Annotated in this window: 22 protein-coding genes; 16 read left to right on the top strand and 6 right to left on the bottom strand. The window is 65.4% G+C overall.

Annotated elements, in window-relative coordinates:
- The first annotated feature begins 97 nt into the window (after nucleotides 1–97).
- The 10 genes from CIT37_RS02540 (at nucleotide 98) to CIT37_RS02495 (ending at nucleotide 11231) form a co-directional block, all read left to right on the top strand.
- Nucleotides 98–2545: an adenylate/guanylate cyclase domain-containing protein gene (locus tag CIT37_RS02540; protein WP_095425523.1), complete on the top strand. Its 2448-nt coding sequence runs from the start codon at nucleotides 98–100 to the stop codon at nucleotides 2543–2545.
- Nucleotides 2546–3504: 959 nt separating this feature from the next.
- The gene (locus CIT37_RS02535) at nucleotides 3505–4332 is read left to right on the top strand and encodes a hypothetical protein (RefSeq protein ID WP_244611353.1); all 828 of its coding nucleotides are present in this window, start codon (nucleotides 3505–3507) and stop codon (nucleotides 4330–4332) included.
- A 166-nt stretch (nucleotides 4333–4498) separates the two neighbouring features.
- Entirely contained in the window at nucleotides 4499–5206 is a 708-nt protein-coding gene (locus CIT37_RS02530) for a GntR family transcriptional regulator (RefSeq protein ID WP_244611352.1), read from the top strand.
- Nucleotides 5207–5259: 53 nt separating this feature from the next.
- The gene (locus CIT37_RS02525; RefSeq protein ID WP_095425520.1) at nucleotides 5260–6225 is read left to right on the top strand and encodes an ABC transporter substrate-binding protein; all 966 of its coding nucleotides are present in this window, start codon (nucleotides 5260–5262) and stop codon (nucleotides 6223–6225) included.
- A 2-nt stretch (nucleotides 6226–6227) separates the two neighbouring features.
- On the top strand, nucleotides 6228–6983 hold the full coding sequence (locus CIT37_RS02520; protein ID WP_028143883.1) for an ABC transporter permease: 756 nt from the start codon (nucleotides 6228–6230) through the stop codon (nucleotides 6981–6983).
- Nucleotides 6962–7768 (top strand): ABC transporter ATP-binding protein, encoded by an 807-nt coding sequence (locus CIT37_RS02515; protein ID WP_244611351.1) that lies wholly within the window; start codon nucleotides 6962–6964, stop codon nucleotides 7766–7768. The genes CIT37_RS02520 and CIT37_RS02515 overlap by 22 nt, the downstream gene beginning before the upstream one ends.
- Nucleotides 7769–7775: 7 nt before the next feature.
- Nucleotides 7776–8597: an ABC transporter permease gene (locus CIT37_RS02510; protein WP_028143881.1), complete on the top strand. Its 822-nt coding sequence runs from the start codon at nucleotides 7776–7778 to the stop codon at nucleotides 8595–8597.
- A 9-nt stretch (nucleotides 8598–8606) separates the two neighbouring features.
- A complete protein-coding gene (locus tag CIT37_RS02505; protein ID WP_028143880.1) occupies nucleotides 8607–9266 on the top strand; it encodes a polysaccharide deacetylase family protein in 660 nt (219 codons plus the stop codon).
- 3 nt (nucleotides 9267–9269) lie between these two features.
- Nucleotides 9270–10139: a fumarylacetoacetate hydrolase family protein gene (locus CIT37_RS02500; protein ID WP_095425518.1), complete on the top strand. Its 870-nt coding sequence runs from the start codon at nucleotides 9270–9272 to the stop codon at nucleotides 10137–10139.
- 48 nt (nucleotides 10140–10187) lie between these two features.
- Nucleotides 10188–11231 carry a uroporphyrinogen decarboxylase family protein gene (locus CIT37_RS02495; RefSeq protein WP_202975902.1) on the top strand — a complete coding sequence of 348 codons (1044 nt, stop codon included), beginning with the start codon at nucleotides 10188–10190 and terminating at the stop codon, nucleotides 11229–11231.
- 33 nt (nucleotides 11232–11264) lie between these two features.
- Here CIT37_RS02495 and CIT37_RS02490 read toward each other — a convergent pair whose 3' ends face one another.
- Together CIT37_RS02490 and CIT37_RS02485 are read right to left on the bottom strand one after the other, a co-directional pair.
- Nucleotides 11265–12557 carry a Spy/CpxP family protein refolding chaperone gene (locus CIT37_RS02490; RefSeq protein ID WP_049801917.1) on the bottom strand — a complete coding sequence of 431 codons (1293 nt, stop codon included), beginning with the start codon at nucleotides 12555–12557 and terminating at the stop codon, nucleotides 11265–11267.
- Between the two features lie 184 nt (nucleotides 12558–12741).
- Complete coding sequence (locus CIT37_RS02485) at nucleotides 12742–13791, bottom strand: LysM peptidoglycan-binding domain-containing protein (RefSeq protein WP_095425516.1); 1050 nt, start codon at nucleotides 13789–13791, stop codon at nucleotides 12742–12744.
- Nucleotides 13792–13971: 180 nt separating this feature from the next.
- Here CIT37_RS02485 and CIT37_RS02480 point away from each other — a divergent pair, with 180 nt between their 5' ends.
- Together CIT37_RS02480 and CIT37_RS02475 are read left to right on the top strand one after the other, a co-directional pair.
- Nucleotides 13972–14679 carry a hypothetical protein gene (locus CIT37_RS02480; protein WP_095425533.1) on the top strand — a complete coding sequence of 236 codons (708 nt, stop codon included), beginning with the start codon at nucleotides 13972–13974 and terminating at the stop codon, nucleotides 14677–14679.
- A 128-nt stretch (nucleotides 14680–14807) separates the two neighbouring features.
- Nucleotides 14808–17471 (top strand): bifunctional diguanylate cyclase/phosphodiesterase, encoded by a 2664-nt coding sequence (locus tag CIT37_RS02475; protein ID WP_095425515.1) that lies wholly within the window; start codon nucleotides 14808–14810, stop codon nucleotides 17469–17471.
- Between the two features lie 240 nt (nucleotides 17472–17711).
- Here CIT37_RS02475 and CIT37_RS02470 read toward each other — a convergent pair whose 3' ends face one another.
- On the bottom strand, nucleotides 17712–19079 hold the full coding sequence (locus CIT37_RS02470; protein WP_028143873.1) for an ABC transporter substrate-binding protein: 1368 nt from the start codon (nucleotides 19077–19079) through the stop codon (nucleotides 17712–17714).
- Nucleotides 19080–19283: 204 nt separating this feature from the next.
- On the opposite strand from CIT37_RS02470, the gene CIT37_RS02465 reads away from it, so the two are divergent.
- Nucleotides 19284–21482 (top strand): PAS domain S-box protein, encoded by a 2199-nt coding sequence (locus tag CIT37_RS02465; protein ID WP_174719468.1) that lies wholly within the window; start codon nucleotides 19284–19286, stop codon nucleotides 21480–21482.
- 242 nt (nucleotides 21483–21724) lie between these two features.
- On the opposite strand, the gene CIT37_RS02460 is transcribed toward CIT37_RS02465, so the two are convergent.
- Both CIT37_RS02460 and CIT37_RS02455 read right to left on the bottom strand, forming a co-directional pair.
- Entirely contained in the window at nucleotides 21725–21847 is a 123-nt protein-coding gene (locus CIT37_RS02460) for a hypothetical protein (RefSeq protein ID WP_256379453.1), read from the bottom strand.
- Nucleotides 21848–21950: 103 nt separating this feature from the next.
- Nucleotides 21951–22127 carry a hypothetical protein gene (locus CIT37_RS02455; protein WP_154694121.1) on the bottom strand — a complete coding sequence of 59 codons (177 nt, stop codon included), beginning with the start codon at nucleotides 22125–22127 and terminating at the stop codon, nucleotides 21951–21953.
- Between the two features lie 140 nt (nucleotides 22128–22267).
- On the opposite strand from CIT37_RS02455, the gene CIT37_RS02450 reads away from it, so the two are divergent.
- From CIT37_RS02450 to CIT37_RS02440, 3 genes are all read left to right on the top strand, one after another.
- Nucleotides 22268–22399: a hypothetical protein gene (locus tag CIT37_RS02450; protein ID WP_256379486.1), complete on the top strand. Its 132-nt coding sequence runs from the start codon at nucleotides 22268–22270 to the stop codon at nucleotides 22397–22399.
- Nucleotides 22400–22526: 127 nt separating this feature from the next.
- Nucleotides 22527–23654, top strand: a complete 1128-nt coding sequence (locus tag CIT37_RS02445) for a lactonase family protein (RefSeq protein ID WP_161966315.1) — start codon at nucleotides 22527–22529, stop codon at nucleotides 23652–23654.
- A gap of 71 nt (nucleotides 23655–23725) precedes the next feature.
- The gene (locus CIT37_RS02440; protein WP_018321596.1) at nucleotides 23726–23896 is read left to right on the top strand and encodes a hypothetical protein; all 171 of its coding nucleotides are present in this window, start codon (nucleotides 23726–23728) and stop codon (nucleotides 23894–23896) included.
- 8 nt (nucleotides 23897–23904) lie between these two features.
- Here CIT37_RS02440 and CIT37_RS02435 read toward each other — a convergent pair whose 3' ends face one another.
- Complete coding sequence (locus CIT37_RS02435) at nucleotides 23905–24528, bottom strand: PAS domain-containing protein (RefSeq protein WP_095425513.1); 624 nt, start codon at nucleotides 24526–24528, stop codon at nucleotides 23905–23907.
- Nucleotides 24529–24695: the final 167 nt, after the last annotated feature.

The following is a 24695-nucleotide window of genomic DNA, read 5'->3' as shown; positions in this document are numbered from 1 at the left end:
CGCGGCGGTCCTTTGGCCCAAATTGTGATAGAACGGCCGGGAAGGGCCTGCACGGCCCGTGAGCGCGCAGCGTCGATGGCGGCGCGAGAGGATCGGGATGGCAGGAGCGAACGACAAGACACGGTTTCTGCGCGAGGGCCTGTTCGCCAAATACGTCGTCTCCCTCGTCGGCCTCGTCGTGTTCGTCCTCGCCGTCAACGGCGCGATGGAGACCTGGATCTCCTACCGCGCCACCAAGACCCAGCTGACCGACGGGCTGGAGGACAAGGCGCAAGCCGCCGCCCGGCGGATCGAGCAGTCGATCTCGGAGCTCGATCGCCAGATCAGCTGGGTGACGCGGGCGAGCCAGGACACCCTCGAAAAGCGCCGCGCCGACTACGCGTCGCTGCTGCACCAGGTCTCGGTCGTCAACCAGCTGTTCCAGCTCAACGGCGAAGGCCGCGAGGTGCTGCGCGTCTCCCGCCAGTCGACCACGACCGGCAGCAACGCCGACCTCTCCCGCGACATGCGCTTCACCGACACCGTCGCCCGCGGCGTCAGCTATGCGCCGGCCTGGTTCGCCGACCGGACGCCGTTCATGTCGATCTCGGTGGCGCATTCCGGCTTCAATGCCGGCGTCACCGTGGCCGAGATCGATCTCAGCTTTCTCTCCGACTTCCTGTCCGACGCGCAAGTGGGCAAGGCCGCCTTTGCCTATGTCGTCGATCCCCGCGGCCGCGTGCTGGCGACGTCGTCGAAAGGGCCCGATGTCGGCAAGGATTTGTCGAAGCTGCCGCAGGTCGCGGCCGCGATCGCGCCTGGCCATGAGGCCGACAGTTCGGGCACCGACTTCAACGGCCATGCGGTGATGAGCGCCGCGAGCACGGTGCCGAAGCTCGGCTGGAGCGTGCTGTTCGAGCAGCCGACCACGCAGGCCCTGACGCCGATCCGCGACCAGCTGGTGCGCATCGCGCTCCTGATCGGCATGGGGCTGATGGTCGCGATCCTCGCCGGCACGCTGCTCGCCCGCCGCATGATCATTCCGATCACCGCGCTGCGCGACGGCGCCTACAGGCTCGGCGAGGGCGATTTCAGTCACCGCATCGAAGTGCGCACCGCGGACGAGCTGGAGGACCTCGCCGGTCAGTTCAACCGCATGGCCGGCCAGATCCAGGAGACCTATTCGGACCTGGAGACCAAGGTCGAGGAGCGCACGCGCGATCTGGCGCAGTCGATCAACGAGCTGAAGGTGCTCGAGGAGGTCGGCCGCGCCGTCGCCGCCTCGCTCGATCTCAACGCCGTGCTGCCGACGATCGCCGCGCGCGCGATCGAGATCACCCATGCCGATGCGGTGCTGATCTACGGCTTCGATGCGGAGACGCGCCGCTTCAACCTGATCGAGGCCAACGGCATCGACAAATCCCCCGACGGCGCGCATGTCACCATCGACGAAGGCGAGAACATCCTGAGCGATGCCGCCGAAAGCGGCGAGCCGATCGCGATTGCCGAACTCGGCGCGGCCGCCGAGCAGCCGCTGCGCGAGGTCGCGATCGCGGCCGGCTTCCATTCGGTGCTGGTCGTGCCGCTGGTCGACCAGCAGGGCACGCTCGGCTCGCTGGTGGTGCTGCGCCGCGCGAGCGGCGAGTTCGCCGCCAGCATCATCGGCCTGATGCGCACCTTCGCCAACCAGGCCGTGCTGGCGATGCGCAATGCGCGGCTGTTCACCGAGGTCGACCACAAGAGCCACGCCCTGGAGACGGCGAACGAGACCGTGCGCGCCCAGGCCGACAAGCTGCGCGAGCAGACCGAGCAATTGAAGAACTGGAACAAGTCGCTGGAGGAGCGCGTCAAGACCCAGCTCGGCGAGATCGAGCGCATCCGCAAGCTGGAACGTTTCCTGGCGCCGCAGGTCGCACAGCTGATCGCCTCCTCCGACAGCCCCGAAGGCCTGCTCACCAGCCAGCGCCGCGAGGTGACCGTGGTGTTCTGCGATCTGCGCGGCTTCACCGCGTTCACGGAAGCGACCGAGCCGGAAGAGGCGATGAACGTGCTGCGCGAATATCACGCCGCGCTCGGCAAGCTGATCTTCAAGTACGAGGGCACGCTCGACAAATATGCCGGCGATGGCGTGATGATCCTGTTCAACGCGCCGATCCAGTTCGAGGACCACACCAAGCGCGCCGTGAAGATGGCGGTGGAGATGCGCGACACCATCGGCCCGCTGACCGAGCGCTGGCGCAACCGCGGGCACAGCCTCGGCTTCGGCATCGGCATCGCGGTCGGCTATGCCACGCTCGGCCAGGTCGGCTTCGAGCAGCGGCTGGAATATGCCGCGATCGGCAGCGTGACCAACCTCGCCTCTCGCCTGTGCGGCGAGGCCAAGCCCAACCAGATCGTGGTGAGCCGCCGCGTCTACGGCATCGTAGAGCCCTGGGTGGAAGCGCGCGCCCTCGATGATCTCCAGCTCAAGGGTTTCAATCATCCCGTGCTCGCGATGGAGATCTTGAACTGGCGCGAGGAAGTCGAGAACGTGGTGGACGCCTCAGTGGCGCGGCGCCGCGGTTAGCTCTCTCGCTCGCCTCGCATGGTGAGGCATTGCCTGCTATCGCTTACAAACAGCATTTCGCGATCCCGCGGCACATGGCGCCCGGGTTTTTGCTTGGTCTCGGCACCCTTCGAAGTGGAAGGGCGCAGGGAAGACCGGGCACCGGCTGGCACCCGCAAGACCCCTGTGCGTGAGTGCGTGATAGTCGCTCACAGGGGAGAAACAGGTGCGGCCGAATGCCCGGCCTTCCCTGCGCAGTGGTTGAAACGGCTTATGTCGCGCTCTCGCCGGTGAGTCGATCCCTTTGCCACCGTCGCCTTGCAGCTTTCATGGGATGCACAGGTCCGGTCGGACCAGCGCACCGCTGCAAGACTTGACGCCGGATATTCGGGCGTCACGACCACACGATTTTGCCGTACGCGAGCAGCCCCGTCGTACACGCGCCCGCTGATCGCTCACGGGGACACCCCGCCCTGCGACCGCATCTGGCACCAACGCCGCCCGCGTCCACCGCCCCTCACCCCACGAACCCTGACGATCGCGATCCGTCCCTTACCGGGGGATGAGTTGGAGGCAGCATAGGGCGTGTCGCGCTTCTGGTAAAGAGAAATTTTGATTATTCGAAATCAGGCCACGCTTGCGCAGGAGAGCGCTCGCGCCAGGCCGAAAAGGAAGCCGAGGTGGATTTGGCAAAGCTCGCAGCCGAGGCGAAGCGGCTGACGAAGCGCGATCCGGATTCATGAGGGCGTTCACCGGGCCGTCAGACTGGCAAGAGAAGGCGACCCAGATGGTGCTAGGGTAGACGGAAGCCCAATCGGAGGGTTGGGCGGCGGCTTACGCAACCGTATTGGGGTGTCCCCGCGAACGAATCCCCCGAACCACATCCCTCCTCCCTGCGACCAACTCTCGCCTCAACGGCGAGGAAACGATGGAGACGACCAGTGGCGTTTGCCTTGCCTTCGCGTGCTTATGATCTGCAGATGCTGGACCGTCCCGCCGATCGCGCGCGCGACCAGGGTTGGGTCTATGGCCTGCCGCCGGGCATCAGCAGCGAGCAATGGCCGCTCGATCCGGTCACGGGCTATCCGCTGATGCACGGCTTCACGCTGCTGCTGCCGGAAGACTATCGCGTGCATGGCGAGGACATCGTCGCGGTGTCGTTCTTCGCCACTCCGGCTGATCACACTGACGGCGGCGCGACCGATGTCCCCGAGATCCGCGACGCCGTGATGGCGCAGCCATCGCATCCGCGCCTGTCGCGCATGACCGACATCCTCGACTACGAATATGCCGCGCTGTTGCTGACCAGAAGCGAATACGAAGGCCCGTTCGCGACACCGCCGGCGCCGCTTGCGCTGGCGACGGCCGACCGGCCGCGCTGGCTCGATGTCGGCGGCGCCAGTGCCTTCTTTGAGACGGCCCCGCCCTTTGCGCAGAAGATGTTCGCCGGCCCTCCGCGCCCCGATCTGGCCGAGAACCTCGCGATCGCCTTGATGCCGCGCGCGACCGATCCCAACGCCGGCAAGGCCCCGCAGGACCCGCACTTCCCGCGCAACCCGCCGAGCGACTATCAGCCCTACTACTACTTTGTCGGCGGCGTCGCGAGCACCGAGAATTACCGCCTGCACGACTGGGCCAAGGACCACGCCCACAACCATCTCGGCGGCACCATGCGGCCGTGCCAGGCGGTGCCGGAGATGAGTCCGTTCTATATCGAGTTCGAGGAATATCTCGGCGGCTACAATTTCGGCACCGGCAACGCGCAGCTCGACTTCAGGGACATGAAATTCGACTGGGCGTGCGGCTGATCGAAGCGGCGTCGGCGGCGTCGGCGGGACAGGCCCCACCGATGGAGCTTCCGGAGCTTCCAACGCCAGCCCCAGCTCGCCTGCCATAAAAATCGATTTTCGATTTTCTATTGACCCCGGGATGCCGCCTTGCAATCATCGCCCGATGGGTCCGCTTCAGTTCGATATGTCCGGAAACCCCGGGGATGGTCCGCGCAGCCTGACGTCGGCGCTGCATGAGCGGTTGCGCGCCGATATCCTGGCGGCGCGGCTGCTGCCGGCCCAGAAGCTGCACATCGCCGGCCTCGCCAAGCAGTTTTCGGTGAGCCTTGCCGCCGTCCGCGAGGCACTGTCGCGCCTTGTCGCCGACGGCCTGGTGCAGGCCGCGGACCAGCGCGGCTTCCGCGTCAGCCCGGTGTCGCTCGCCGATCTTGCCGACGTGACGCAGACCCGGATCGACATCGAGGGGCTCGCGCTGCGACGCTCGATCGAGCGGGGCGACGATGCCTGGCTCGAATCGGTGAAGTCGACCTGGTCGGCCCTGAAAGCCGTCCCCTATCACTACCCCGATGATCCCACCGTGCATTACGAGGAATGGGTGATCCGTCACCGCATTTTCCACCGTGCGCTGGTCAACGCCTGCGGCTCGCCATGGCTGCTCGGCTTCCGCGACGTGTTGCACGAGCAAAGCGAGCGATATCGGCGTCTGTCGATCCGTCGCGAGCCCGGCGTCAAGCCGCGCGACGTCGAGGCTGAGCACGAGGCGATCGTCGCGGCCGTGATGAAGCGCGACGCCGATGCGGCGGTTCGCGCTCTGTCGAAGCATTTCGGTATCACCAGGGAATTCGTCGAGCTCGCCGCCTCGCGCATTGCGGAGGTGAGCCGCACGACCTGACGATCCGGACGAATCCGGCACACAAACAAGAAAAGACAGACCGGGAGGAAACAATGAAGATCAATCGCCGTCATGCGCTCCTATCGCTCGTTGCCGCCGCCATCCTGGCCGGCCCCGCGAGCGCCGCCGACACCATCCGCGTCGGCCTGCCCACCAAGACATATTGGCCGACGACGATCGCCGAGACGGCGGTGCGGCAAAAGCTGTTCGAGAAGGAAGGCATCCAGGCCGAGCTGACCATCTACCGCAGCGGTGCCGAGACCTTCGAGGGCATGGCCGCAGGCGCGGCCGACATCATCCTCGATCCGCCGTCGCTGGTCTCCGCCGGGCGCAAGAAGGGCGTGATGTCGCGCATCGTCGCCAACGCCGCGATGGGCAATTTCGGCTGGCAGCTGATGGTGCCGACCAAATCCACGCTCGACGTCAAGGACCTCAACGGCAAGAAGGTGGCGATCACCGCGGCCGGCTCGGGCTCGGACCTGCTCGCGCTGTGGACCATTCAGGACAAGAAGATCGACTTCACGCGCGTGCCCGTCGGCGGTGGCGGCCTGGTGCCGAACCTGCTCGCCGGCAATGTCGAGGCCGCCGTGGTCTATTCGCCGCTGAGCTTCCAGATCTCGAAATCCGGCGAAGCCAAGACCATTCTCGACTATTCGACCGCTGTGCCGCCGAACCTCACCGCGGGCTGGATCGTGCTCGACAAGTTTGCCGATGCAAAACCCCAGATGGTGCAGAAGGCGGTGAACGCCCTCTACGGCGCGGTCGCATTCATGCGGGCCAATCGCGACGTCACCGTCAAGCTGATCGCCGAGCTCTACGAAATGCCGCCGGAGATCGCCGGCCTCGAATACGACAACACCATCATGAAGCTGGAGACCAGCGGCGACATGGGCGCGGCCAACGTCAGCGCCGCCGTGCAGCTGTCGCTCGATCTCGCCAAGCTCGGCGGGCTCAAGGACATCGTGCCCGCCGAGGACGTGATCTCGACCAAGTTCAAGCCCGTCCCGACCAAGCCGTAACGATGCAGGGCACGCTCGCCATCAACCTCGCGCGGATCGCGATCATCGTCGCGGTCCTGGCGCTGTGGGAAATGCTGTCGCGCACCGGCATCGTCAATCCGCGGCTGCTGCCGTCGGCCTCCGACACATTCGTGACGCTCGGCGAACTGCTGCAGCGCGCCGCGGTGCAGAAGGATTTGATGGTCACCGCGACCGAGGTGCTGACGGCGTTCGCGCTGGCCGTGCCGTTCGGCGCGCTGATCGGCTTCCTGGTCGCGGAGAACCGCTACTTCGCCGATGTCGCCAAGCCGCTGCTGTTCTTCGCCTTCAGCATCCCGAAGTCGATCTTCCTGCCGATGTTCATCCTGGTGTTCGGCGTCGGCTTTGCCCAGAAGGTCGGCTTCGGCTTCTTCTCCACGATCTTCATCGTGATCATGTCGACCACCACCGCGGTGGAGTCGGTCAAGGTCGAGCATCTGACGGTGGCACGCTCCTATGGCGCCACGCGGATGCAGACCGCGTTCCGGGTCTATCTGCCGAGCATGCTGCCGGTGCTGCTGGAGGCCTTGCGGATCTCCATGATCTTCAACCTCACCGGCGTCATCCTCGCCGAGATGTACGCCTCGCGCGACGGCATCGGCCACCAGATCGCGACCTGGGGCGAGAATTTCCAGATGAAGCAGCTCCTCGCCGGCGTCGTGATGGTCGCCGCGATCGCCATGACCTTCAACGAACTTGTCAGATGGGTGGAAACGCGATGCAGCCATTGGCGAACGTGACCCAATTGAAGCCCGCCCCGCGCGCCGGCGCGATCGAGGTGAAGAATGTCGGCCAGGTGTTCAAGACCCGGTCGCAGGACGTCGTCGCGCTGGAGGACGTCTCCCTCGAGGTCAAGCCCGGCCGCTTCGTGGTGCTGGTCGGACCCAGTGGCTGCGGCAAGTCCACCCTCCTGATGATGATGGCGGGCCTGCGCCAGCAGACCGCGGGCGCGATCACCATCAGCGGCGCGCCGATCCTGCAGCCCGACCCCGACAGGGTCGGCGTGGTGTTCCAGGAAGCGAGCCTGTTTCCCTGGCTGACGGCCGAGGACAATGTCGAGTTTCCGCTGGCGCTGCGCGGCGTGCCCAAGGCCGAGCGCCGCGCCAAGGCGCAGGATGCGCTCAAGCTGGTCGGGCTCGAAGGTTTCGGCAGGCGCCATCCGCACGAGCTCTCGGGCGGCATGAAGCAGCGCGTCTCGATCGCGCGCGGGCTGGTGCAGGATCCGCCCGTGCTGCTGATGGACGAGCCGTTCGCAGCGCTCGACGAGCAGACGCGCATGACCATGGGCGACGAGCTGCTGCGCATCTGGGCGGCGACCGGCAAGACGGTCGTCTTCGTCACCCACAGCCTCACCGAAGCCGTCTATCTCGCCGATGAGGTGATCGTGATGTCGGCGCGGCCCGGCCGCATCGTCGACCATCTTCAGGTCCAGCTGCCGCGGCCTCGCACCTACGAGATGCTGAGCGGCGATGCGTTCGGGAGCCTGCGCGACCGCATCTGGCGGCATATCCGCAAATCGGCGTGAGGCGACGATGAGCGCCAGGATCAGTGCCAGAATAAGCGCGAGGACGTTGCGATATCTGATCGTGATCGGCCTGATCGCCTTGTGGGAGCTGCTGCCGCGCACCGGGCTCATTGCCGAGCTGTTCCTGCCCTCGCTATCGTCCACCTTGATGGCCGGATGGACCGACGCCGGCGAATATGGTCATGCGCTGGCAGTCACGCTCTACGAGGTCGTGGTCTCCATGGCGTTCGCCTGCGGCGGCGGCATCCTGCTCGGCGCCGTCGTCGGCAGCCTGCCGCGCCCGCGCGTGTTGATCATGCCGATGGTGTCGAGCCTCTACGCGGTGCCGCTGGTGATCCTCTATCCCGTTTTCACCGTGTGGCTCGGCATCGGCTCGGAATCCAAGATCGCGTTCGCCTCGATCTACGGCTTTCTGCCGACGATGCTCGCGACCGCTGCCGGCATCCAGACCATCGATCCGCAGCTCCTGCTCGCGGCCCGCAGCATGGGCGCGACGCTGAGCCAGCGGCTGGTCCGCGTCATCATCCCCGCGGCGATCCCGACCGTCCTGTCCGGCCTTCGTGTCGGCGGCGCGCTGGTGATCGTCGGCGTCGTCGTCTCGGAGATGCTGATCTCCTCGGCCGGCATCGGCTATTTGATCTCGCGCTACCGCACCATCCTCGACAGCCCGCACGTGTTCGCGGGCGTGCTGCTGGTGCTGTTCCTCGCGATCGGCTTCAACGCCGTAATCCGGTGGATCGAGCGCAAGGCGGCGATCTGGCAGACCGGCACCCGCGCCGGCCAGGCCAACGACGACATCGCGACAGGCGCGATGCAGCCGGCGACCTGAGGTAGCTGCGTGTACGATCTGACCCTGACATTCGACAACGGCCCCGATCCCGAGGTGACGCCGCGCGTGCTCGACATTCTCGGGACGCGCGGGATCAAGACCACCTTCTTCGTCATCGGCGAGAAGCTCGCCAACCCCGAGCGGCGCGGCCTTGCGGAGCGCGCGCACCGCGAGGGGCACTGGATCGGCAACCACACCTTCACGCACAGCATCCCGCTTGGCGAGCAATCCGGGCGCGACACCGCGGAGAACGAGATCGGCCGCACGCAGGACGCGATTGGCGATCTCGCCCATCCGCAGCGCTGGTTCCGGCCGTTCGGTGGCGGCGGCAATCTCGACAAGCGGCTGCTCAAGCCGTCCGTGGTCGACTATCTCACACGCAAAAAGCACAGCTGCGTGCTCTGGAATTCGATTCCGCGCGACTGGGACGACCCCGACGGCTGGACCGAGCGCGCGCTCGACCAATGCAGCCGGCAGCCCTGGACACTGATGGTGCTGCACGATCTTCCGACCGGCGCGATGGCGCATCTGGAACGCTTTCTCGACCGCGCCGGTGCGGCCGGCGCCCGCTTCCGCCAGGACTTCCCGCCGGCCTGCGTTCCGATCCGGGGCGGCGAGATCGCGCTTCCGATCAACGACTATGTTTCCTCCATCGAAGAGAGTGTTTGACCCATGAAAGTCGCAAGCTTCACCATCGCCGGCAGTGCGAGCTATGGCATCGTCACCGACAAGGGTGTCATCGATGCCGGCAAGCGCCTGAAGGCCTATCCGACGCTGAAGGCGCTGCTTGCAAAGGGCTCGCTCGACGAGCTGAAGAAGCTCATCGCCGAGAAGCCCGACTACGCATTGCAGGACGTCGCGCTGCTGCCGACGGTCCCCGATCCCGACAAGATCTTCTGCATCGGCGTCAACTACGCCACGCATCTCGCCGAGAGCGGCCACCCGACGCCGGCGCATCCGATGATCTTCACCCGCTTCGCCAACAGCCAGGTCGGCCACGGCCAGCCGATGATCCGGCCGCTGGAATCCGAGCGTTTCGACTATGAGGGCGAAATGGCCGTCATCATCGGCAAGGCCGGCCGCCGCATCGCGCGTGAAGCTGCGCTCAGCCATGTCGCAGGTTATGCCTGCTACAATGACGGCAGCATCCGCGACTGGCAGCGCCACACCTCGCAATTCGCGCCGGGCAAGAATTTTGCCGGGACCGGCGGCTTCGGGCCGTGGATGGTCACGACCGACGAGCTGACCGATGTCACCGCGCAGACGCTGATCACCCGGCTCAACGGCGTCGAGGTGCAGAAGGCGCCGATCTCCGATCTCGTCTTCGACGTGCCGGCCCTGATCGCCTATTGCTCGACCTTCACTGAGCTCGTGCCCGGCGACGTGATCGTGACAGGCACGACCGGCGGCGTCGGCGCCTATCGCACGCCGCCGCTGTGGATGAAGGGCGGTGACGTCGTCGAGATCGAGATCTCCGGCATCGGCATCCTCAGTAATCCCGTCAAGGACGAGGGTTCAGTCGCGGCAACGCGCGCGGCCTGACCAGACGCGCTCACAACAGCGCTCAACAACAATAAGAAGGAGAACCCCATGCCCATGCCAACGCACATCCTGCCGACCACCGTGGTCGGCAGCTATCCGCAGCCGGAATGGCTGGTGAACCGCGCCATGCTGTCGAAGGTGGTGCCGCGCACCCGCCTGCACGACATGTGGCGGCTGCCGGCGGAGCATCTGGAGGAAGCCCAGGACGATGCCACCATCGTCGCGATCCGCGACATGGAACGCGCCGGCATCGACATCGTGACCGACGGCGAGATTCGCCGCGAGAGCTATTCCAACCGTTTCGCCACCGCGCTCGATGGCATCGACGGCGACAATCCCGCGATGATCGTGGCGCGCACCGGCAACACGAAGACGCCGGTGCCGCGCGTCGTCGGTCCCATCAGGCGCAAAGGCCCGGTCGAGCTGCATGACATGCAGTTCCTGCGTGAGAACACCGAGCGTGCGGCGAAGATCACCCTTCCCGGCCCGTTCACGATGAGCCAGCAGGCCAAGAACGAGTTCTACAAGGACGAGGAAGAGCTGGCGATGGCACTGGCCGAGGCCGTCAATGCCGAGGCGCTCGATCTGCAAAAGGCCGGCGCCGACGTGATCCAGCTCGACGAGCCCTGGGTGCGCAACAATCCGGAGCTCGCCAAGCGCTATGCAGTCAAGGCGATCAACCGCGCGCTGCAGGGCATCACAGTGCCGACCGTGGTGCATCTCTGCTTTGGCTATGCGGCCGTCGTGCCGGGTTCGAACAAGCCGGCCGGCTATTCCTACCTGGCCGAGCTCGACGACACCATCGCCGACCAGATCTCGATCGAGGCGGCGCAGCCGAAGCTCGACCTCGGCGTGCTCAAGGATTTGTCGTCGAAGAAGATCATGCTCGGCGTGCTCGACCTCGCGGACCCCGCGATCGAGAGCGTCGATACTGTCGCCGATCGCATCCGCAACGGGCTCAAGCACGTGTCGCCCGACCGTCTGATCCCCGCGCCCGATTGCGGCATGAAATACATGCCGCGCGCGACCGCATTCGGGAAGCTGAAGGCCATGTGCGATGCGGCCGCGAAGGTCAGGCGGGAGATTAGCTAACCGATTTCACGGGGAGACGTCTCGCCGTCGGCCTCACGCCCCCCGCTTCGGCCCGATCGCCTCGAAGCCGGCCTTCTGCTCGTCGGTCAGATCCGCCTCGAAATCGTCGAGCGCATCGGTGACGCCGTTCACCGCTTGCAACATCGTTTGAAGCCGCGCTTTCACGGCGGTGAGGCGGGCCTGCGGTGTCTCGGGCGTCTGTGACGGGCAGGCACTGAGCGTTTCCATGGTGCGCAGCGTGGTGTCCTGGAGCACCTCGAAGCGGGCGCGGGCGGTGTCGTCGAGACGGAGCGTCGAGGCGACATCATCTGCCGGCCATTGCTGCTGCACGAGCTGCTCATACTGACGCTGCAGCTTTTCGTCATAGCGGGGATCGCTGTTCGGGTCGCAGGCGCTCGAGGCCTGCGCATCCTTGCTCGTATCCTTGCTCGTATCCTTGCGCTGCATGGACGCGAGCGCGGCACGACGGTCCTTGGAGAGAGCCTCGAGCTTGGCCTTCTGGCCGTCATCGAGCAGACCTGTGAACTTCGCCAGCGGCGCCTCGATGGCGTCGGCTGCCTTGATCATGGCCTCGATGCGCGCCTGCATCAGCCCCAGCCGTTCCAACGCGCTGGCGGGCGCCTGCGCCGGGCAGGCGGCGCGGATGGTGTCGCGCGCATTGGTCCAGGCGGATGCGAGCTCGTCGAGCGCCACGCGCTGCAATTCGTTCGGCTGCAGGGCGCTGGCGATGCGGTCGACCGGCAGACCGCCGGTGTCGCTGGCCTCGCACAGGGTCTCCGCAGTCGGGACCCGTCGCCCGCGCCGGCCTTGCGGTGCGGTGTAGGCCGCGAGTTCGGTCGCCGCATAGGGCGCGAAGAGCGCGGCATAGATGTCGCCATAGCCGTAAAGCGACAGGCTGGTCGCATCGCCGAAGACCACGGCATTGGTGAGGTCGTCATGCGCGAACGGCCAGAACACCGGGCCGACCCAGCCGTAGCTGCCGTCGGGATGGCGCCACCAACCCTGCGGTCGGCGGCCGCCCTGCCAGCCCGACAAGGCTGCTTGCGCCGTGAGTGCCGCACGCAGGACGTAAGGATTGGAATTCTGGCTGCGCTCGGCGCCGCGCGGATCTTGACGTGGATCTTGCGACCTCAACGCGGCGGAGCGGTATCGGCCGCCCCGCACCGCCATGCGGGAATGGCGCAAGCGCGACATGCCGATCACATGGCCAACGGCGAAGCGTGCGACGCCAAGCGGACCGCCGCGCAATCCGAACTGCGCTTCAGCCTTACCGGGCAGCAGCACTGCCGCCATCATGATGGTCGCGCCTGCCAGCGCCAGTCCCATGCGTCCTGACACGACCGCTGACCTGACCAATTCGGCCTCCTCCCAGCTGCCCGCGCGCGCACTGCGGCGCATCGAGATGACGCGCCGGGGAACCAATTGTTCCCCGGGGGACACAGGGCAAAGCGTCGCGGGCGGCGGCTGACTTCATTCCGCCCGCGGGAGAAGGAGGAGAAAGACCGCGCCCTCACTCCGCCTTTTGCGGCATCACAAACGTCTGGCCGGGATAGATCAGATTGGGATTGTGGATCTTGTCGCGGTTGGCCTTGAAGATCACGGCGTAGCGGGCGCCGTCGCCATAAGCCAGCCGACTGAGCGCCCACAGGCTGTCGCCGCGGGAAATCACCCGGCTGCCGGTCTCCGCCGGCGCGGCGCTGAGGCCATCCGCCGGCGAGGCCGATGCAACGGTCGTCGCCGCCGGCGCCCGCGCCATGACGCGAGGTTTCGGCGCGCCGACCAGCTTCGGCCGGGCCGCGAGCCTGTCGGATGCCGCGGCCAGATGCGGCGAGCCCGACTGCAGGGCGGCGACGACATCCGATTTGTCGTCCGGCTTCTCGGCCTGCTTCACGTCTTGCCTGGCGACCGGTGCCGGACGCGCGGGCGGCGGCGCCGCCTCGGCGATGGTCACCGGCATGGTCCGGCTGGACTGCGTGACCGTGCCATCTGGCGCCCTGGCGCGGAGCGTCAATTCATAGGAGCCGGCGGGAAGCTGCGGCGGGGTCATGACGAACTGACCCGAAGCGTCCGCGACCACCGTATCGAGCGGCTTGCCGTCGCGCAGCAGCTCGACCTTGGCACCCGGCGTGGCCTGGCCCGCAATCACCGCCGCCTCGCCGTGATCGTCGACGCGGGCGACGTCGAAACGGGGGCCGGTGTCGGCGACCGCCAGCGGCGGCTTGACCGGTGCAAGATCGGGCAGCGCCGTGACCTGCTTCTGAATCTCGCCCAGCGCGGCCACCTTCGGCTCGGGGGCTGGCGACGGCGACGCCGCGGGCGCAGGCGGCGCGATGGCGGCAAGCTTTGGCTGGTCCGGTTTGGGCTGTTCCAGTTTCGGCTCGGGCTTGAGGTCGACCTTGGCCTCGACCTTTGGTTCGACCTTGGACTCGGGCTTGGCGGCGACGGCGGTCTTGGTCCCGTCCGGCAGCAGGCGGCGCAGCTCGGTCGGGCCGATCACCAGCACCGTGCCGACCAGTGCGAGCAGGCAAAGAGCAATGAAGGCCTTGGATGCGGTCATCATCGGAAAAGAACCTTGGGTGGCAAATCAGCCGAGGGCGGCAGGGTGCGCCGAATTGGCTGCGGCAGCAAGACGGTCGATGGGATGAGACCTCCGTCCCGGCACTCAGGGATGAACCGGCGCCACCCCGCCGGCGTCAAATCACGCGAGGCCGCATCGCGGCATTTTTTGAGGAATTTTCCCGTGACCGCATTTTGCCGTTCCGCCCCAAGTCTGACCCTTGGGCTGGCGCTTGCCCTGACCCTCGCCGCCGCCCCCGCACTCGCGGCCTCCGGCCCGCCGCAGGGGTTTGTCCTCACCAACAATGCCGAGCTGGCCTTCACCTCGCCCGACGGCGCCACCAAGCTCGAGCAGTACATGAAGGACAGTGAAGACCTTTTCGGCGTCAAATGGCAGGTCTGGGCGCGGCGCGGGGATCAGATGACGGAGCTGAAGCCCGAGCAGGGCTTTGGCGCCGGCTTCCGCTTCACCAGCGACTCGCAATGGCTGGTGCGCATGCAGAAGACTGGCTCGGGCTCGCAGGACCTCTTTCTCTACCATGTCGAGAACGGGAAGTTCGTAAGCGCAACGAAGCAATCACTCAGCGATCTCGCCTGGGCCTATTTCCACAGCCGTCCCGACACCAAGAAGATGAAGCTCGACTACCACATCTCGGCCAATCTCATGAAAGGCACGGAGGATGGGTATCGCTGGCTCGGCGTCGACTGGCCCAACAACCGCTACCTGCTGATCTCGCTGTCGGGCGAAATGGACAAGCATCCGAAGAACGTCGCCGTGAAGGGGCTCGCCGACTGGAAATGCCGCTATGACCTCAAGACCGGCAAGTTCGATGTCCCCGCGATGTTCGCCAAGGGCAATGCGGAAGCGCTTGAGTGGGAGATCAGGCGGTGAGTACACCGCAATCGCCGCGATCGCTGGAACCAACCCTCTGATTTCGTTCCGATTCATAGTTTCCTAACCCTCGCTGGTAACGGGGTCTTGTCGGTTTTGCTGCACCTTGCATCCCACGGGAGGGCTGGATGGGCACATCGATCCGATGGACCGCGCGCATGCGCGCGCTGCTCCGTCGCTGGCGGGGAGCGCCACTGACATGGCTGATCGTCGGCGGCTTCGTGCTGATGGCCGCGACCGCAATCGGCACCGCGCTCACCGTCGACCGCTTCCGGCAGAATGCAATCGAGAGCGGCCGCGACAGCCTTGAAAATTCCGTGCGCCTGCTGGCCCGGCATTTCGACCGCGAGTTCGAGGATTTCGCGGTGCTGCAGAAGAGCATCATCACCGAGCTCGAGAGCCGCGGCATCGAATCCGCCGACATCTTCCGCAGCGAGATGGGCACGCTGGCCATGCACGAGGTGCTGCGTGCGAAAGCCAGCGGCTGGACCGACGTCGCCGGCGCCAATCTGTTCGATTCCAGGGGCATGCTGATCAACTCGTCGCGGCGCTGGCCGGTCCCCGACGTCTCGGTCGCGGACCGCGGCTACTTCAACCGCCTCAAGAACGATCCGACTGCGCAGGAAGACGTGGAGGTGGTGAACGGCCGGCTCGGCAGCGGACCGGCGATCGTGTTCGCGCGGCGCGTGTCCGGCCCGCATGGCGAATTCCTCGGGCTGGTCTCGCGCGCGATCGCGCCCGAGCAGTTCGAATCCTTCTTCGCCTCGACCGGGCTCGGCGAGGAATCCTCGATCGCGATGCACCACCAGAACGGCCAATTGCTGGCGCGCGTTCCGCGTGTCGATGCGATGATCGGGCAGAACTTTCGCAAGGGCACGCCGGAGCAGGTGGCGGTGTTCGACCGCACCTTTGTCACCACGCAGCTCGCCAGCCCGATCGACGGCAAGGACCGCATCGTCGCCTCGCGCCTGCTCGCCGGCGAGCCGCTGGTCGTGGTCGCGACCAAGTCGCTGGATGCGACGCTTGCGACCTGGCGCACGCAGACGAAATTCTTCGTCACCGTCGCCGTGCTGTCGATCGGCCTGCTGGTGCTGACGCTGTTCCTGATCTTCCGCCAGGTGACGAACCGGCTCTCGCTCGAAAAGCAGCGGCTCGACACCGCGATGAACACGATGACGCAAGGGCTCCTGATGTTCGACCAGGACGAGCGGCTGATCGTCTGCAACCGGCGCTACATCGAGATGTACGGCCTGTCCGCCGACGTGGTGAAGCCCGGCACCACTTTCCGCGACGTGATCCGGCACCGCCATGACACCGGCTCGTTCCATGGCGACGTCGGGGCCTATTGCGACGACATTCTGAGCCATGTCGGGCGCACCCAGAGCGCCATCGTGGAGACCGCGGACGGCCGCCTGATCGAGATCAAGAACCAGCCCGGCGCTGCCGGCGGCTGGCTCGCGACCCACGACGATGTCACCGCGCGCATCCGCGCCGACGAGCGCATCGCCCATATGGCGCATTACAACGCGCTGACCGACCTGCCCAACCGCGTGCTGCTGCGCGGCCATCTGGAGCGGCGCGTGGCGGAGCTTACCCAAGGCAAGCCGTTCGCCATCCTCTATATCGACGTCGACGAGTTCAAGGGCGTCAACGATTCGCTGGGACACGAGGTCGGCGACGAATTGCTGCGGCAGGTGGCGATGCGCCTGCGCGCCTGCGTCAGCGGCAACGACCTCGTCGCGCGGCTCGGCGGCGACGAGTTTGCCATCGTCAAGGCCGGCACGAGCGATCCGGCCGAGCTGACGGCGCTCGCCGAGCAGATCCTGACGACGCTGCGCACGCCGGTGGACTGCAAGGGCCAGGAGGTCCCGACCGATGCCAGCATCGGCATCGCGATCGCGCCCGACCATGGCGACAATCTCGACGATTTGCTCAAGCGCGCCGATCTCGCCATGTATGCGGCGAAGTCGGAGGGACGCCGCACCTTCCGCATCTTCGCGCCCGAATACGACGCCAAGGCGCGGCTGCGCCGTCAGCTCGAGCTCGATCTGCGCCAGGCCCTCGCCCGCGGCGAGTTCGAGGTGCACTACCAGCCGCTGGTCGATCTCGCGGCCAATGTCGTGACCGGCTGCGAAGCGCTGCTGCGCTGGCGCCATCCCGAGCGCGGCATGGTCTCGCCGGCGGATTTCATTCCCGTGGCGGAAGATACCGGACTGATCGGCGAGATCGGCGAATGGGTACTGAAGCAGGCCTGCCGTGAGGCCGCCTCCTGGCCCGGCCAGATTCACATCGCCGTCAACGTCTCACCGGTGCAGTTCCGCTCGCGGACGCTGGCGTTGAAGGTCGCTGCCGCGCTCGCGGAGTCCGGACTTGCACCGGGCCGGCTCGAGCTCGAGATCACCGAGACCGTGCTGATCCGCGACGACGAGGAGGCGCTGACGATCCTGCAGCAGCTGCGCGAGCTCGGCGTGCGCATCGCGCTGGACGATTTCGGTACAGGCTATTCCTCGCTGAGCTATCTGCACCGCTTCCCGTTCGACAAGATCAAGATCGACCGCAGCTTCATCAACGACATCGGTCAGTCCGAAGATTCCTCCCCGATCGTGCAGGCCGTAGTGCACATGGCCGCAGCCCGCCACATGGCGACGACCGCCGAAGGCGTCGAGACCGAAGCCCAGCGCGAGGTGCTGCGCCGGCTCGGCTGCAGCCAGATGCAGGGCTGGCTGTTCAGCCCGGCCGTGCCGGCGGCGAAGCTGAAGCAGCTGCTGGCGTCGCAGGCGGTTGCGGCTTAGCGGCGCGACGCTGAAAGGAAAACGCTGCGGAGTTTATGCATCTCACAAGTGCGGCCTAACCCGCCGGACAAACTTGGACTGAGAAAGACTTCTACCACATCAATCCCGTCGACTCTGCAATGGGTCACACTCGGCTGTCAGCCACAGCCGGCGATGAGGTCCGCCGTCCATCGGCCAGCCGACGTTGATCCGCCCTACTCGCGCGAGCCATGACGCGCGTACTGCTTCGGAACGGCTCCCTTATCCACGGATCGCGGCATTGGCCTTTTCAGCCGCGGCGATCATTGCATCCTTTGCCGATCTGACTCCGGACACGACTTCATTAACGCCAATCATGAAGACATCCTGGATGGGTCTCGATTGCGGGTGGAAAAGGATTGCCTTGGCGCGATCGACATCGGCCTTTTGCAAGTTGCTCAGTGCTGCCTCGGCTGCTTGCCGGCCGAATGCGTTATTGAAAGCCTCGCTCGACCAGGCCGACAGCCGTGTCGTTGCCAGTCCCGCAGCTGCGGTCCGCAACGAGGTCGGCTTGCTCGTTGCCCATAGCAGGAACAGGAAAGCGGCCTGCTTGTTCTTTGATTTGGAATTGATGCACGCCTGCCAGTGCGACATGAAGGGGACGGGTTCGCGGCCGGGGAGATGCGGAAAGGCTGCAAACCCCGCCTGCTTGGCGACATGGCTCTTCGCTGGATTGGAGATGTCGGTCGCAAAGTTGCTGCTATCGATCGCCATTGCTGTCCTGCCCTGCAGGAAATCGTCCAGCACCTGGTACCATTCATAGCTGCCGACCCCGATAGGCCCGGCCTCGCGGAGCAGCCGTCCGTACATGTCGACGGCCGCGATCGCCTCAGGGCTCGCGAAAGCGGCCCTGTTGTCCTTGATCATGGCGCCACCGTAAGAGAACACGAAAGCCATGGCCGCTGGGGTGGAATTGCCGCCCGCCTGGGCTCGCATCGCGATTCCCGATATCGCATCGGTCTTGACTGCCCTGGCGGTCGCGAGCAGTTCGTCGAAAGTCTGGGGAGCCGGCAAGTCCTTGGCTGCCAACATTTCGCTGTTGAGGAACAGGGTCATCGCCTCGGACGTGATCGTGAAGCCGTATCTCTCGCCGTCCGGCCACAGCGAGAAAGTCCGGGCGGTCTTGAGAAGATCGCGCTCGTCATACCAAACAAGATCGGTCAGCGACTTCTTGGAATAATAAGCGTTCAGCGGCTCGAGCCACCCTCCGGAGATGCCCTGGCCGTACGTGGCGAACATGCAAACGTCAGGTGTACTGCTGCCGCGTGCGAGCCTGATCGGTATCGCGCTTAGGTATGTGGTTTCCGGTGCAAAGTCGGTCACGACGTTGATGCCGGTGAGCTTGGTGAAATCCGGCAACAGCGGCGTGATCGCACTGGACCAGGGATGGATCGCACCTGCGAGCGTGATCGCCTGCCCCGCAAACTGCTTCCAGTCGATTGCGGCGCTGGCATAGGCCTGGTCATCCACGGCCAAGCTCGTGCGCGGTAACATGGTGAAGGCCGGCAAGACTGCTCCCGCAGCGCCCAATCCCTTGACGAAGCTGCGCCGGCTGACGGGCGCGCGACCGCTTGATGAGTTTCCATCCATGATGGTGCTCCCCCAGCTATGGCATTCACAGGATGCGAAGCTGAGCCATATCCGTCAGTTCGCGCCATTGCGAAGCCGGGATGCGCGGCCGGGAATGTTGGGTTCCCGGGTCCCGCGCCAACGCGCATGTGCTATCGTTGCGTGCATGCGCTGCCCGCCATTCTATCACGCGACCGCCGGGCGGTCACCGAAGACACGAAGCCGATGCCAGCTTTTGCTCGGAGCCACTTTTCGCGATGGTTTGCACGACCGCTGATCCCTGTGATTGCAGCGCTTCTGACGTTGTCCGCGGTGACCGGATTGCTCGGTCTCCAAAGCTGGCGTGACGGCGAGGCGATCAATCTCTCGCTCGAGCACAGCGGCCAGGTCATTGACACCCTTGATCGGCTTCGGACGATCATCGTCGACCTGGAGACTGAAAGGAGCGGGTATCTGCTCACCCTCGACCCGGCTTATCTCAAGGCTTACGGCGTCTCGGACGAAAGCGTACGACGGGAGACTGAGGCGCTCCAGACTCTGGTCGCAAACGATCCGTTACAGAGTTTTCGCGCCGGACATCTGGCTCTGATCATTTCAGAAAAGCTGCGTGAGATCGACGACCTCGTCAAAACGGCGGCCCGCGTATCCGGGCAGGCGGCCCAGGCAATGATCCGCGGCATGGACGATATCCGATTGCAAATCGACCTGTTGCAGGACGTTGAGCGTTTTCAGCTCGTAGGTTGGGAGAAGCGCGCCGGGGACCTCGAACGACGCAGGACGCGGCTTGGCCTCGCAGCCGGCGTCATCGGCGCCGTCCTGGTGGGGACCGCGATGGTGCTCGCGCGGATCGAGACGAAGCGGCGGAGAAAGGCGACCGAGGAGAACGTGCAACTCCACAGCGATCTCCTGGAGCGCGACAGGAAGATTCGACGCCTCGTCGACTCCAACATCATAGGGGTCATGATCTGGAACCTCGAAGGTTGCATACTTGAGGCCAATGACGCGTTTCTGCGTATCGTGGGTTACGACCGCGAGGATCTCGCCGCGAGACGCCTGCACCGTACGATGCTGACGCCGCCGGAATGGCGCGACCTCGACGCACGTAACATTGCGGAGCTGGAGCTGATCGGGACCCTCGCGCCATTCGAGAAGGAGTATTTGCGTAAGGACGGAAGCCGTGTGTCCGTGCTAATCGGCGGGGCGATGTTCGAAGAGGGTACAAATCAAGGCGTTGGCTTCATCCTTGATTTGACCGAGCGCAAGCGGGCGGAAGAGGCGTTGCGCCAGAGTGAGGAGCGCTTTCGCACCCTCGTGCAATTCTCCTTCGACGTGTACTGGGAGACCGACGCGCAGCATCGCTTTACCCGCCAGGAATTCGCGGAGAGCCTCGTCGACGCGCCGGCGGCGGAGTCGGAGATCGGTAAGACGCGCTGGGAAGTGCCTTACCTTGAGCCTGACGCAGAGGCCTGGCGCAAGCACCGGGAAACGCTCGATGCCCATCTGTCGTTCCGTGATTTTGAGCTCGCTAGGCCGGCACGCGACGGCAGCAAGCGCTATGTGTCCGTCTCGGGGCTGCCGGTGTTCGATAAGACGGGCCGCTTCGTCGGCTACCGCGGCGTCGGGCGGCACATCACCGAACGCAAGCGGGCCGAAGAAGCCTTGCGCTCTGCGCAGGCGGAGCTCGCGCACGCCAATCGCGTCACCATGATGGGGCAGCTCGCGGCCTCGATCGCCCATGAAGTCAGCCAGCCGATCACGGCGATGGTCACCAATGCCGAGGCCGGATTGTCCTGGCTGGCTGCCCAGCCGCCGAATCTGGAGCAGGTCCGGCAGATGTTCGATTGTATCGTCAACGACGGTCTGCGAGCCGGCGATGTAATCGGGCGGATCCGGGCCCTGGTGAAGAAGGCGCCTCAACAGAGGGTAGCGTTGGAGATCAACGCGGTGGTACTTGAGGTCATCGCCCTGACCCGTCTCGAAGCGGCCAAGAATGGCGTCCTGGTGCGGACGCGACTTGCGGAGGGCTTTCCACCGATTCAAGCGGATCGGGTCCAGGTTCAACAGGTGATCCTCAACCTGATCATCAATGCAGTCGAGGCGATGGGCGGAATGGGCGATGGGGCGCGGGATCTGCTGATCAGCACCGGCAGAACTGCCTCGAACGGCGTATTCGTCAGCGTGCGGGATTCTGGTCCGGGACTGGACCCGAGGACGATGGACCGCCTCTTCGACCCCTTCTTCACCACAAAATCCAAGGGGATGGGCATGGGTCTGGCCATCTGCCATTCGATCATCGAGGCGCACGGCGGACGGATGTGGGCCGGCGCAAATGAACCGAGGGGCGCCATCTTTCAGTTCACGCTGCCTGTAGAACCAGACGAAACCGTTCCCTCCGGACACGTCGACCCGATGTCGGCGGTATAAGACTGCAGGACCGCGGAGCGAACGACTGTTCTCGGCGGCAGAAGCCCGGCTGTGATCGCCAGCAGCTCAGAACGTGCTTAGGGGTCACCTACCGACATCCTGGGAGCAGGGGGCCTCGCCGCGCAGGCTCGCGACGACGGCCGATACGCGAACTCGCCGCTCAAGGGCTGGTTCGCATCATCCGCTGCTTCATGCCGGGCAGCATGATTTGAGCCGCGACGAACTCCACAAGGACAGGATGTTCACACCGACCGTCTGGCGGCCTGCACTTCGACAAACTCGGAATCGGGGTGGCTGACGATGGTGGCAACCATGATGCCGCTGATGATCAGCGACCAGGCGGTGTTCCAATAAATCCAAAACACGAGCCAGCCTCCGTTTTCAATCTCTCAGCCTGCGGGAACGGGTAACGGCAGAGCGATGCCGCGGTTCCCAACACGAGGCGCGGCAGGACCGCGCGGCAAGACGCTATTTTGATTTGGTCGGCGGCGACGCCTGATCGGTTTGGCCGGTGTGGCGCTTTGCCACGACGTCCTCATCGTGTTCGCCTTGGTGCGGGCGCCGTGGCGACTTGGGCTGGCCGGCCTGACCGCCATGCTTGCCGCCCATGTCGGGCTTACCTTCGAGATCGTTTTCACGGGGCATGCCGGTTCAATGCGCTCGCGCGGCATTGGTTCGCCTTGCGCCGGCCGTTTTCGCCTGTGAACGAGTTCATAGGATTGCCGCGGTTTGCAGTGCACGATTCCGGTGCCCCGCAGCTTCATGACAGCGACGGATTCGACCAGATGCGGAAACGACTCATCACCTGGACCATCCTGACGTCCGCTCTGGTGGCGGTCGCCGTCTGGACTGTGCTCGGACCACCCGCTCATCCGTCCAGTCCGCATCTGCCCTCCCGGACCGCGGCGATGCGGTAGCCGTTCTCCGGCGACCGATACAATTTCGGCATCGATCGATCCCAACTGGAATTTGGTGCGGCGGCGCGCCACCCGCTATCCTCGCCGGCAAAACGACAAGGCCGCGACCGGCCCTCAGGAGGAGCCCATGTTGAGATCGACCCGACGCATCGCATCCAAAGCGCCACGCGCTGCGATCGCCACCACCCTGTTCGCAGCCCTCACTCTCATTTCTGGAGTCCACGCCGGCATGGCCGAGACCTTCGCCTATGTCGGCAACGCCGACAGCAACGACATCAGCGTGTTCAAGATGACCGAGAGCGGCGAGATGACGCCCGTGCAGACGGCCGTCTTCAAGGGCGTCGACAAGCCCGGCTCCTCGACGCCGCTCGCGATCACGCCCGACCACCGCGTGCTGATTGCCGGTGTCCGCTCGCAGCCATTCCAGGCGGTCAGCTTTGCGATCGATCCCAAGACGGGCCAGCTCAGTCCTATCGGCAACGGACCGCTCGCGGACAGCATGGCGAACATCGCCGTCGACCGCAGCGGAAAATTCCTGTTCAGCGCCTCCTATGGCGGCAACAAGGTCGCGCTGAATCCGCTTTCCGCCAACGGCGTCGCCGGCGAGCCGAAGCAGGTGATCCCGACCGGGCTGAACGCGCACGCCTTCCTGACCTCGCCCGACAACCGCTTCGTGTTCGCAACCAATCTCGGCTCCGATCAGGTGCTGGGCTTCGCGTTCGATGCCACGACCGGCACGCTGACGCCGAACGATCCGCCCGCCCACAAAGTGCCGGAGAAATCCGGGCCGCGGCACTTCGTATTCCACCCCAATGGCAAGTTCGTCTATCTCATCCACGAGCTGAACGGCGACGTCGCCGCATTCACCTACGAGGCCAGGAGCGGCGCCTGGGACGAGATCCAGCGCACCACGGCGCTGCCGGAAGGCTTTTCGGGAAAACCCTGGGCCGCCGACATCCACATCACTCTGGACGGCCGCTTCCTCTACGCCTCCGAGCGCACCACCAACACGCTCACCGCCTACAAGGTCGACGCCGCCAGCGGCAAGCTGACCACGATCGGCAGCGTGCCGACCGAGAAGCAGCCGCGCGGCTTCCACATCGATCCCACGGGGCGCTACCTCGCCGCGGTCGGCGAGCTCTCCGACAGCATGACGGTCTATGCGATCGACCAGGGCAGCGGCGCGCTGGCCAGGCTGAAATCCTACCCCACCGGCAAGAAGCCGAACTGGGTGGAGTTCCTGAACCTGCCGTGAGGGGCGCCGCCGCCGACCTACGTAATCATCCGTAATTTCGGAAGGCGCGCCTTGTCGTCATATCATCGGTCATGGACCGTCAGATCGTCTTCAAATGCCCGCAGACCGGCATGAACGTGCAGCATCGGCTCGGCGACGAGCCCGCCGACCGCACGCATGTGTCGGTGTCCTGTCCGGCCTGCACGCGCCTGCATTTGATCGACCGGGCCAACGGCAAGCTGCTGGGTGAGCGCCGCGGCTGACGGGCCGTTTAGGCCCGCGCCGCGACCTGTGCCGTGACCTGCGCCGTGACGTCCTCGACATGGTGCAGCAGATAGACCAGACGGCCCGTCGTGTCGTGGATCGGCGAGTTGATCGGCTGCCAATGACGCTCGACGAAGGTGCCGCCGGGATCGCGGATGTCGTAACGCTGGATCGCCATGGCATGGGCCCGCCCGGTTTCGCCGACGATCCTCAAGCTGCTGTAGAGATTGCTGACGCCATCGGCGAGCGGATCGTCGGGATTATCAGGGAACATCTCGAACAGCGAGCGGCCGACGATTTCGGCCCGGCTGGTCAAAGTCGCGGCTGCATAGGCATCGTTGACGTCGACGATCACGAGGCCCGGCCCCGGGTCCAGCAGCATATAGGGATGCGGGGAGGCATCGAATTCGGGCTGGAATTGCTGCCGGATCGTGTCGGTGTCGCCGTGCTGCCGCCGGCGCTGTTCGAACGGCGTCGTATCGGCCCCTGATGCCGCCGAGTTCAGCAGCGCCAACTGGCGCTTGGCCGATGCGAGCAGCGCGCGCACGGTGTTCTGGACCGTCGGGTCGGCCGTTTCATTGAGCAGCCGCTCGAAATGAACGATATTCTGCTCGCAAACGAACCGTTGCATCCCGCCTCGACCATGAGCTGTGCGGCCGCCCTGCCGCGTCATCCTGATTCTAGTTCCTTACAGGCGCCCCCGGCAGATGAGAAGACCGTGATCGGCGGCACTTTGGGAGTAGTGCCGACCGCGGCGCGCCCGCCCGGGAAAAGCGAACCTGTTGCCCAATCCAGCGA

Origin of the sequence: Bradyrhizobium ottawaense, assembly GCF_002278135.3 — a bacterium.
Taxonomy (GTDB): Bacteria; Pseudomonadota; Alphaproteobacteria; order Rhizobiales; family Xanthobacteraceae; genus Bradyrhizobium; species Bradyrhizobium ottawaense.
Note: the sequence above shows the minus strand (reverse complement) of the source record. Positions and strands in the feature narration are given on the sequence as shown.

Bases quoted from the DNA above. Each gene is read 5' to 3' on its own strand.
- CIT37_RS02540 (WP_095425523.1), top strand. From the start codon at position 98: ATGGCAGGAGCGAACGACAAGACACGGTTTCTGCGCGAGGGCCTGTTC.
- CIT37_RS02535 (WP_244611353.1), top strand. From the start codon at position 3,505: ATGCTGGACCGTCCCGCCGATCGCGCGCGCGACCAGGGTTGGGTCTAT.
- CIT37_RS02530 (WP_244611352.1), top strand. From the start codon at position 4,499: ATGTCCGGAAACCCCGGGGATGGTCCGCGCAGCCTGACGTCGGCGCTG.
- CIT37_RS02525 (WP_095425520.1), top strand. From the start codon at position 5,260: ATGAAGATCAATCGCCGTCATGCGCTCCTATCGCTCGTTGCCGCCGCC.
- CIT37_RS02520 (WP_028143883.1), top strand. From the start codon at position 6,228: ATGCAGGGCACGCTCGCCATCAACCTCGCGCGGATCGCGATCATCGTC.
- CIT37_RS02515 (WP_244611351.1), top strand. From the start codon at position 6,962: ATGCAGCCATTGGCGAACGTGACCCAATTGAAGCCCGCCCCGCGCGCC.
- CIT37_RS02510 (WP_028143881.1), top strand. From the start codon at position 7,776: ATGAGCGCCAGGATCAGTGCCAGAATAAGCGCGAGGACGTTGCGATAT.
- CIT37_RS02500 (WP_095425518.1), top strand. From the start codon at position 9,270: ATGAAAGTCGCAAGCTTCACCATCGCCGGCAGTGCGAGCTATGGCATC.
- CIT37_RS02495 (WP_202975902.1), top strand. From the start codon at position 10,188: ATGCCCATGCCAACGCACATCCTGCCGACCACCGTGGTCGGCAGCTAT.
- CIT37_RS02490 (WP_049801917.1), bottom strand. From the start codon at position 12,557: ATGGGACTGGCGCTGGCAGGCGCGACCATCATGATGGCGGCAGTGCTG.
- CIT37_RS02485 (WP_095425516.1), bottom strand. From the start codon at position 13,791: ATGATGACCGCATCCAAGGCCTTCATTGCTCTTTGCCTGCTCGCACTG.
- CIT37_RS02475 (WP_095425515.1), top strand. From the start codon at position 14,808: ATGGGCACATCGATCCGATGGACCGCGCGCATGCGCGCGCTGCTCCGT.
- CIT37_RS02470 (WP_028143873.1), bottom strand. From the start codon at position 19,079: ATGGATGGAAACTCATCAAGCGGTCGCGCGCCCGTCAGCCGGCGCAGC.
- CIT37_RS02465 (WP_174719468.1), top strand. From the start codon at position 19,284: ATGCCAGCTTTTGCTCGGAGCCACTTTTCGCGATGGTTTGCACGACCG.
- CIT37_RS02455 (WP_154694121.1), bottom strand. From the start codon at position 22,127: ATGCCCCGTGAAAACGATCTCGAAGGTAAGCCCGACATGGGCGGCAAG.
- CIT37_RS02450 (WP_256379486.1), top strand. From the start codon at position 22,268: ATGCGGAAACGACTCATCACCTGGACCATCCTGACGTCCGCTCTGGTG.
- CIT37_RS02445 (WP_161966315.1), top strand. From the start codon at position 22,527: ATGTTGAGATCGACCCGACGCATCGCATCCAAAGCGCCACGCGCTGCG.
- CIT37_RS02440 (WP_018321596.1), top strand. From the start codon at position 23,726: ATGGACCGTCAGATCGTCTTCAAATGCCCGCAGACCGGCATGAACGTG.
- CIT37_RS02435 (WP_095425513.1), bottom strand. From the start codon at position 24,528: ATGCAACGGTTCGTTTGCGAGCAGAATATCGTTCATTTCGAGCGGCTG.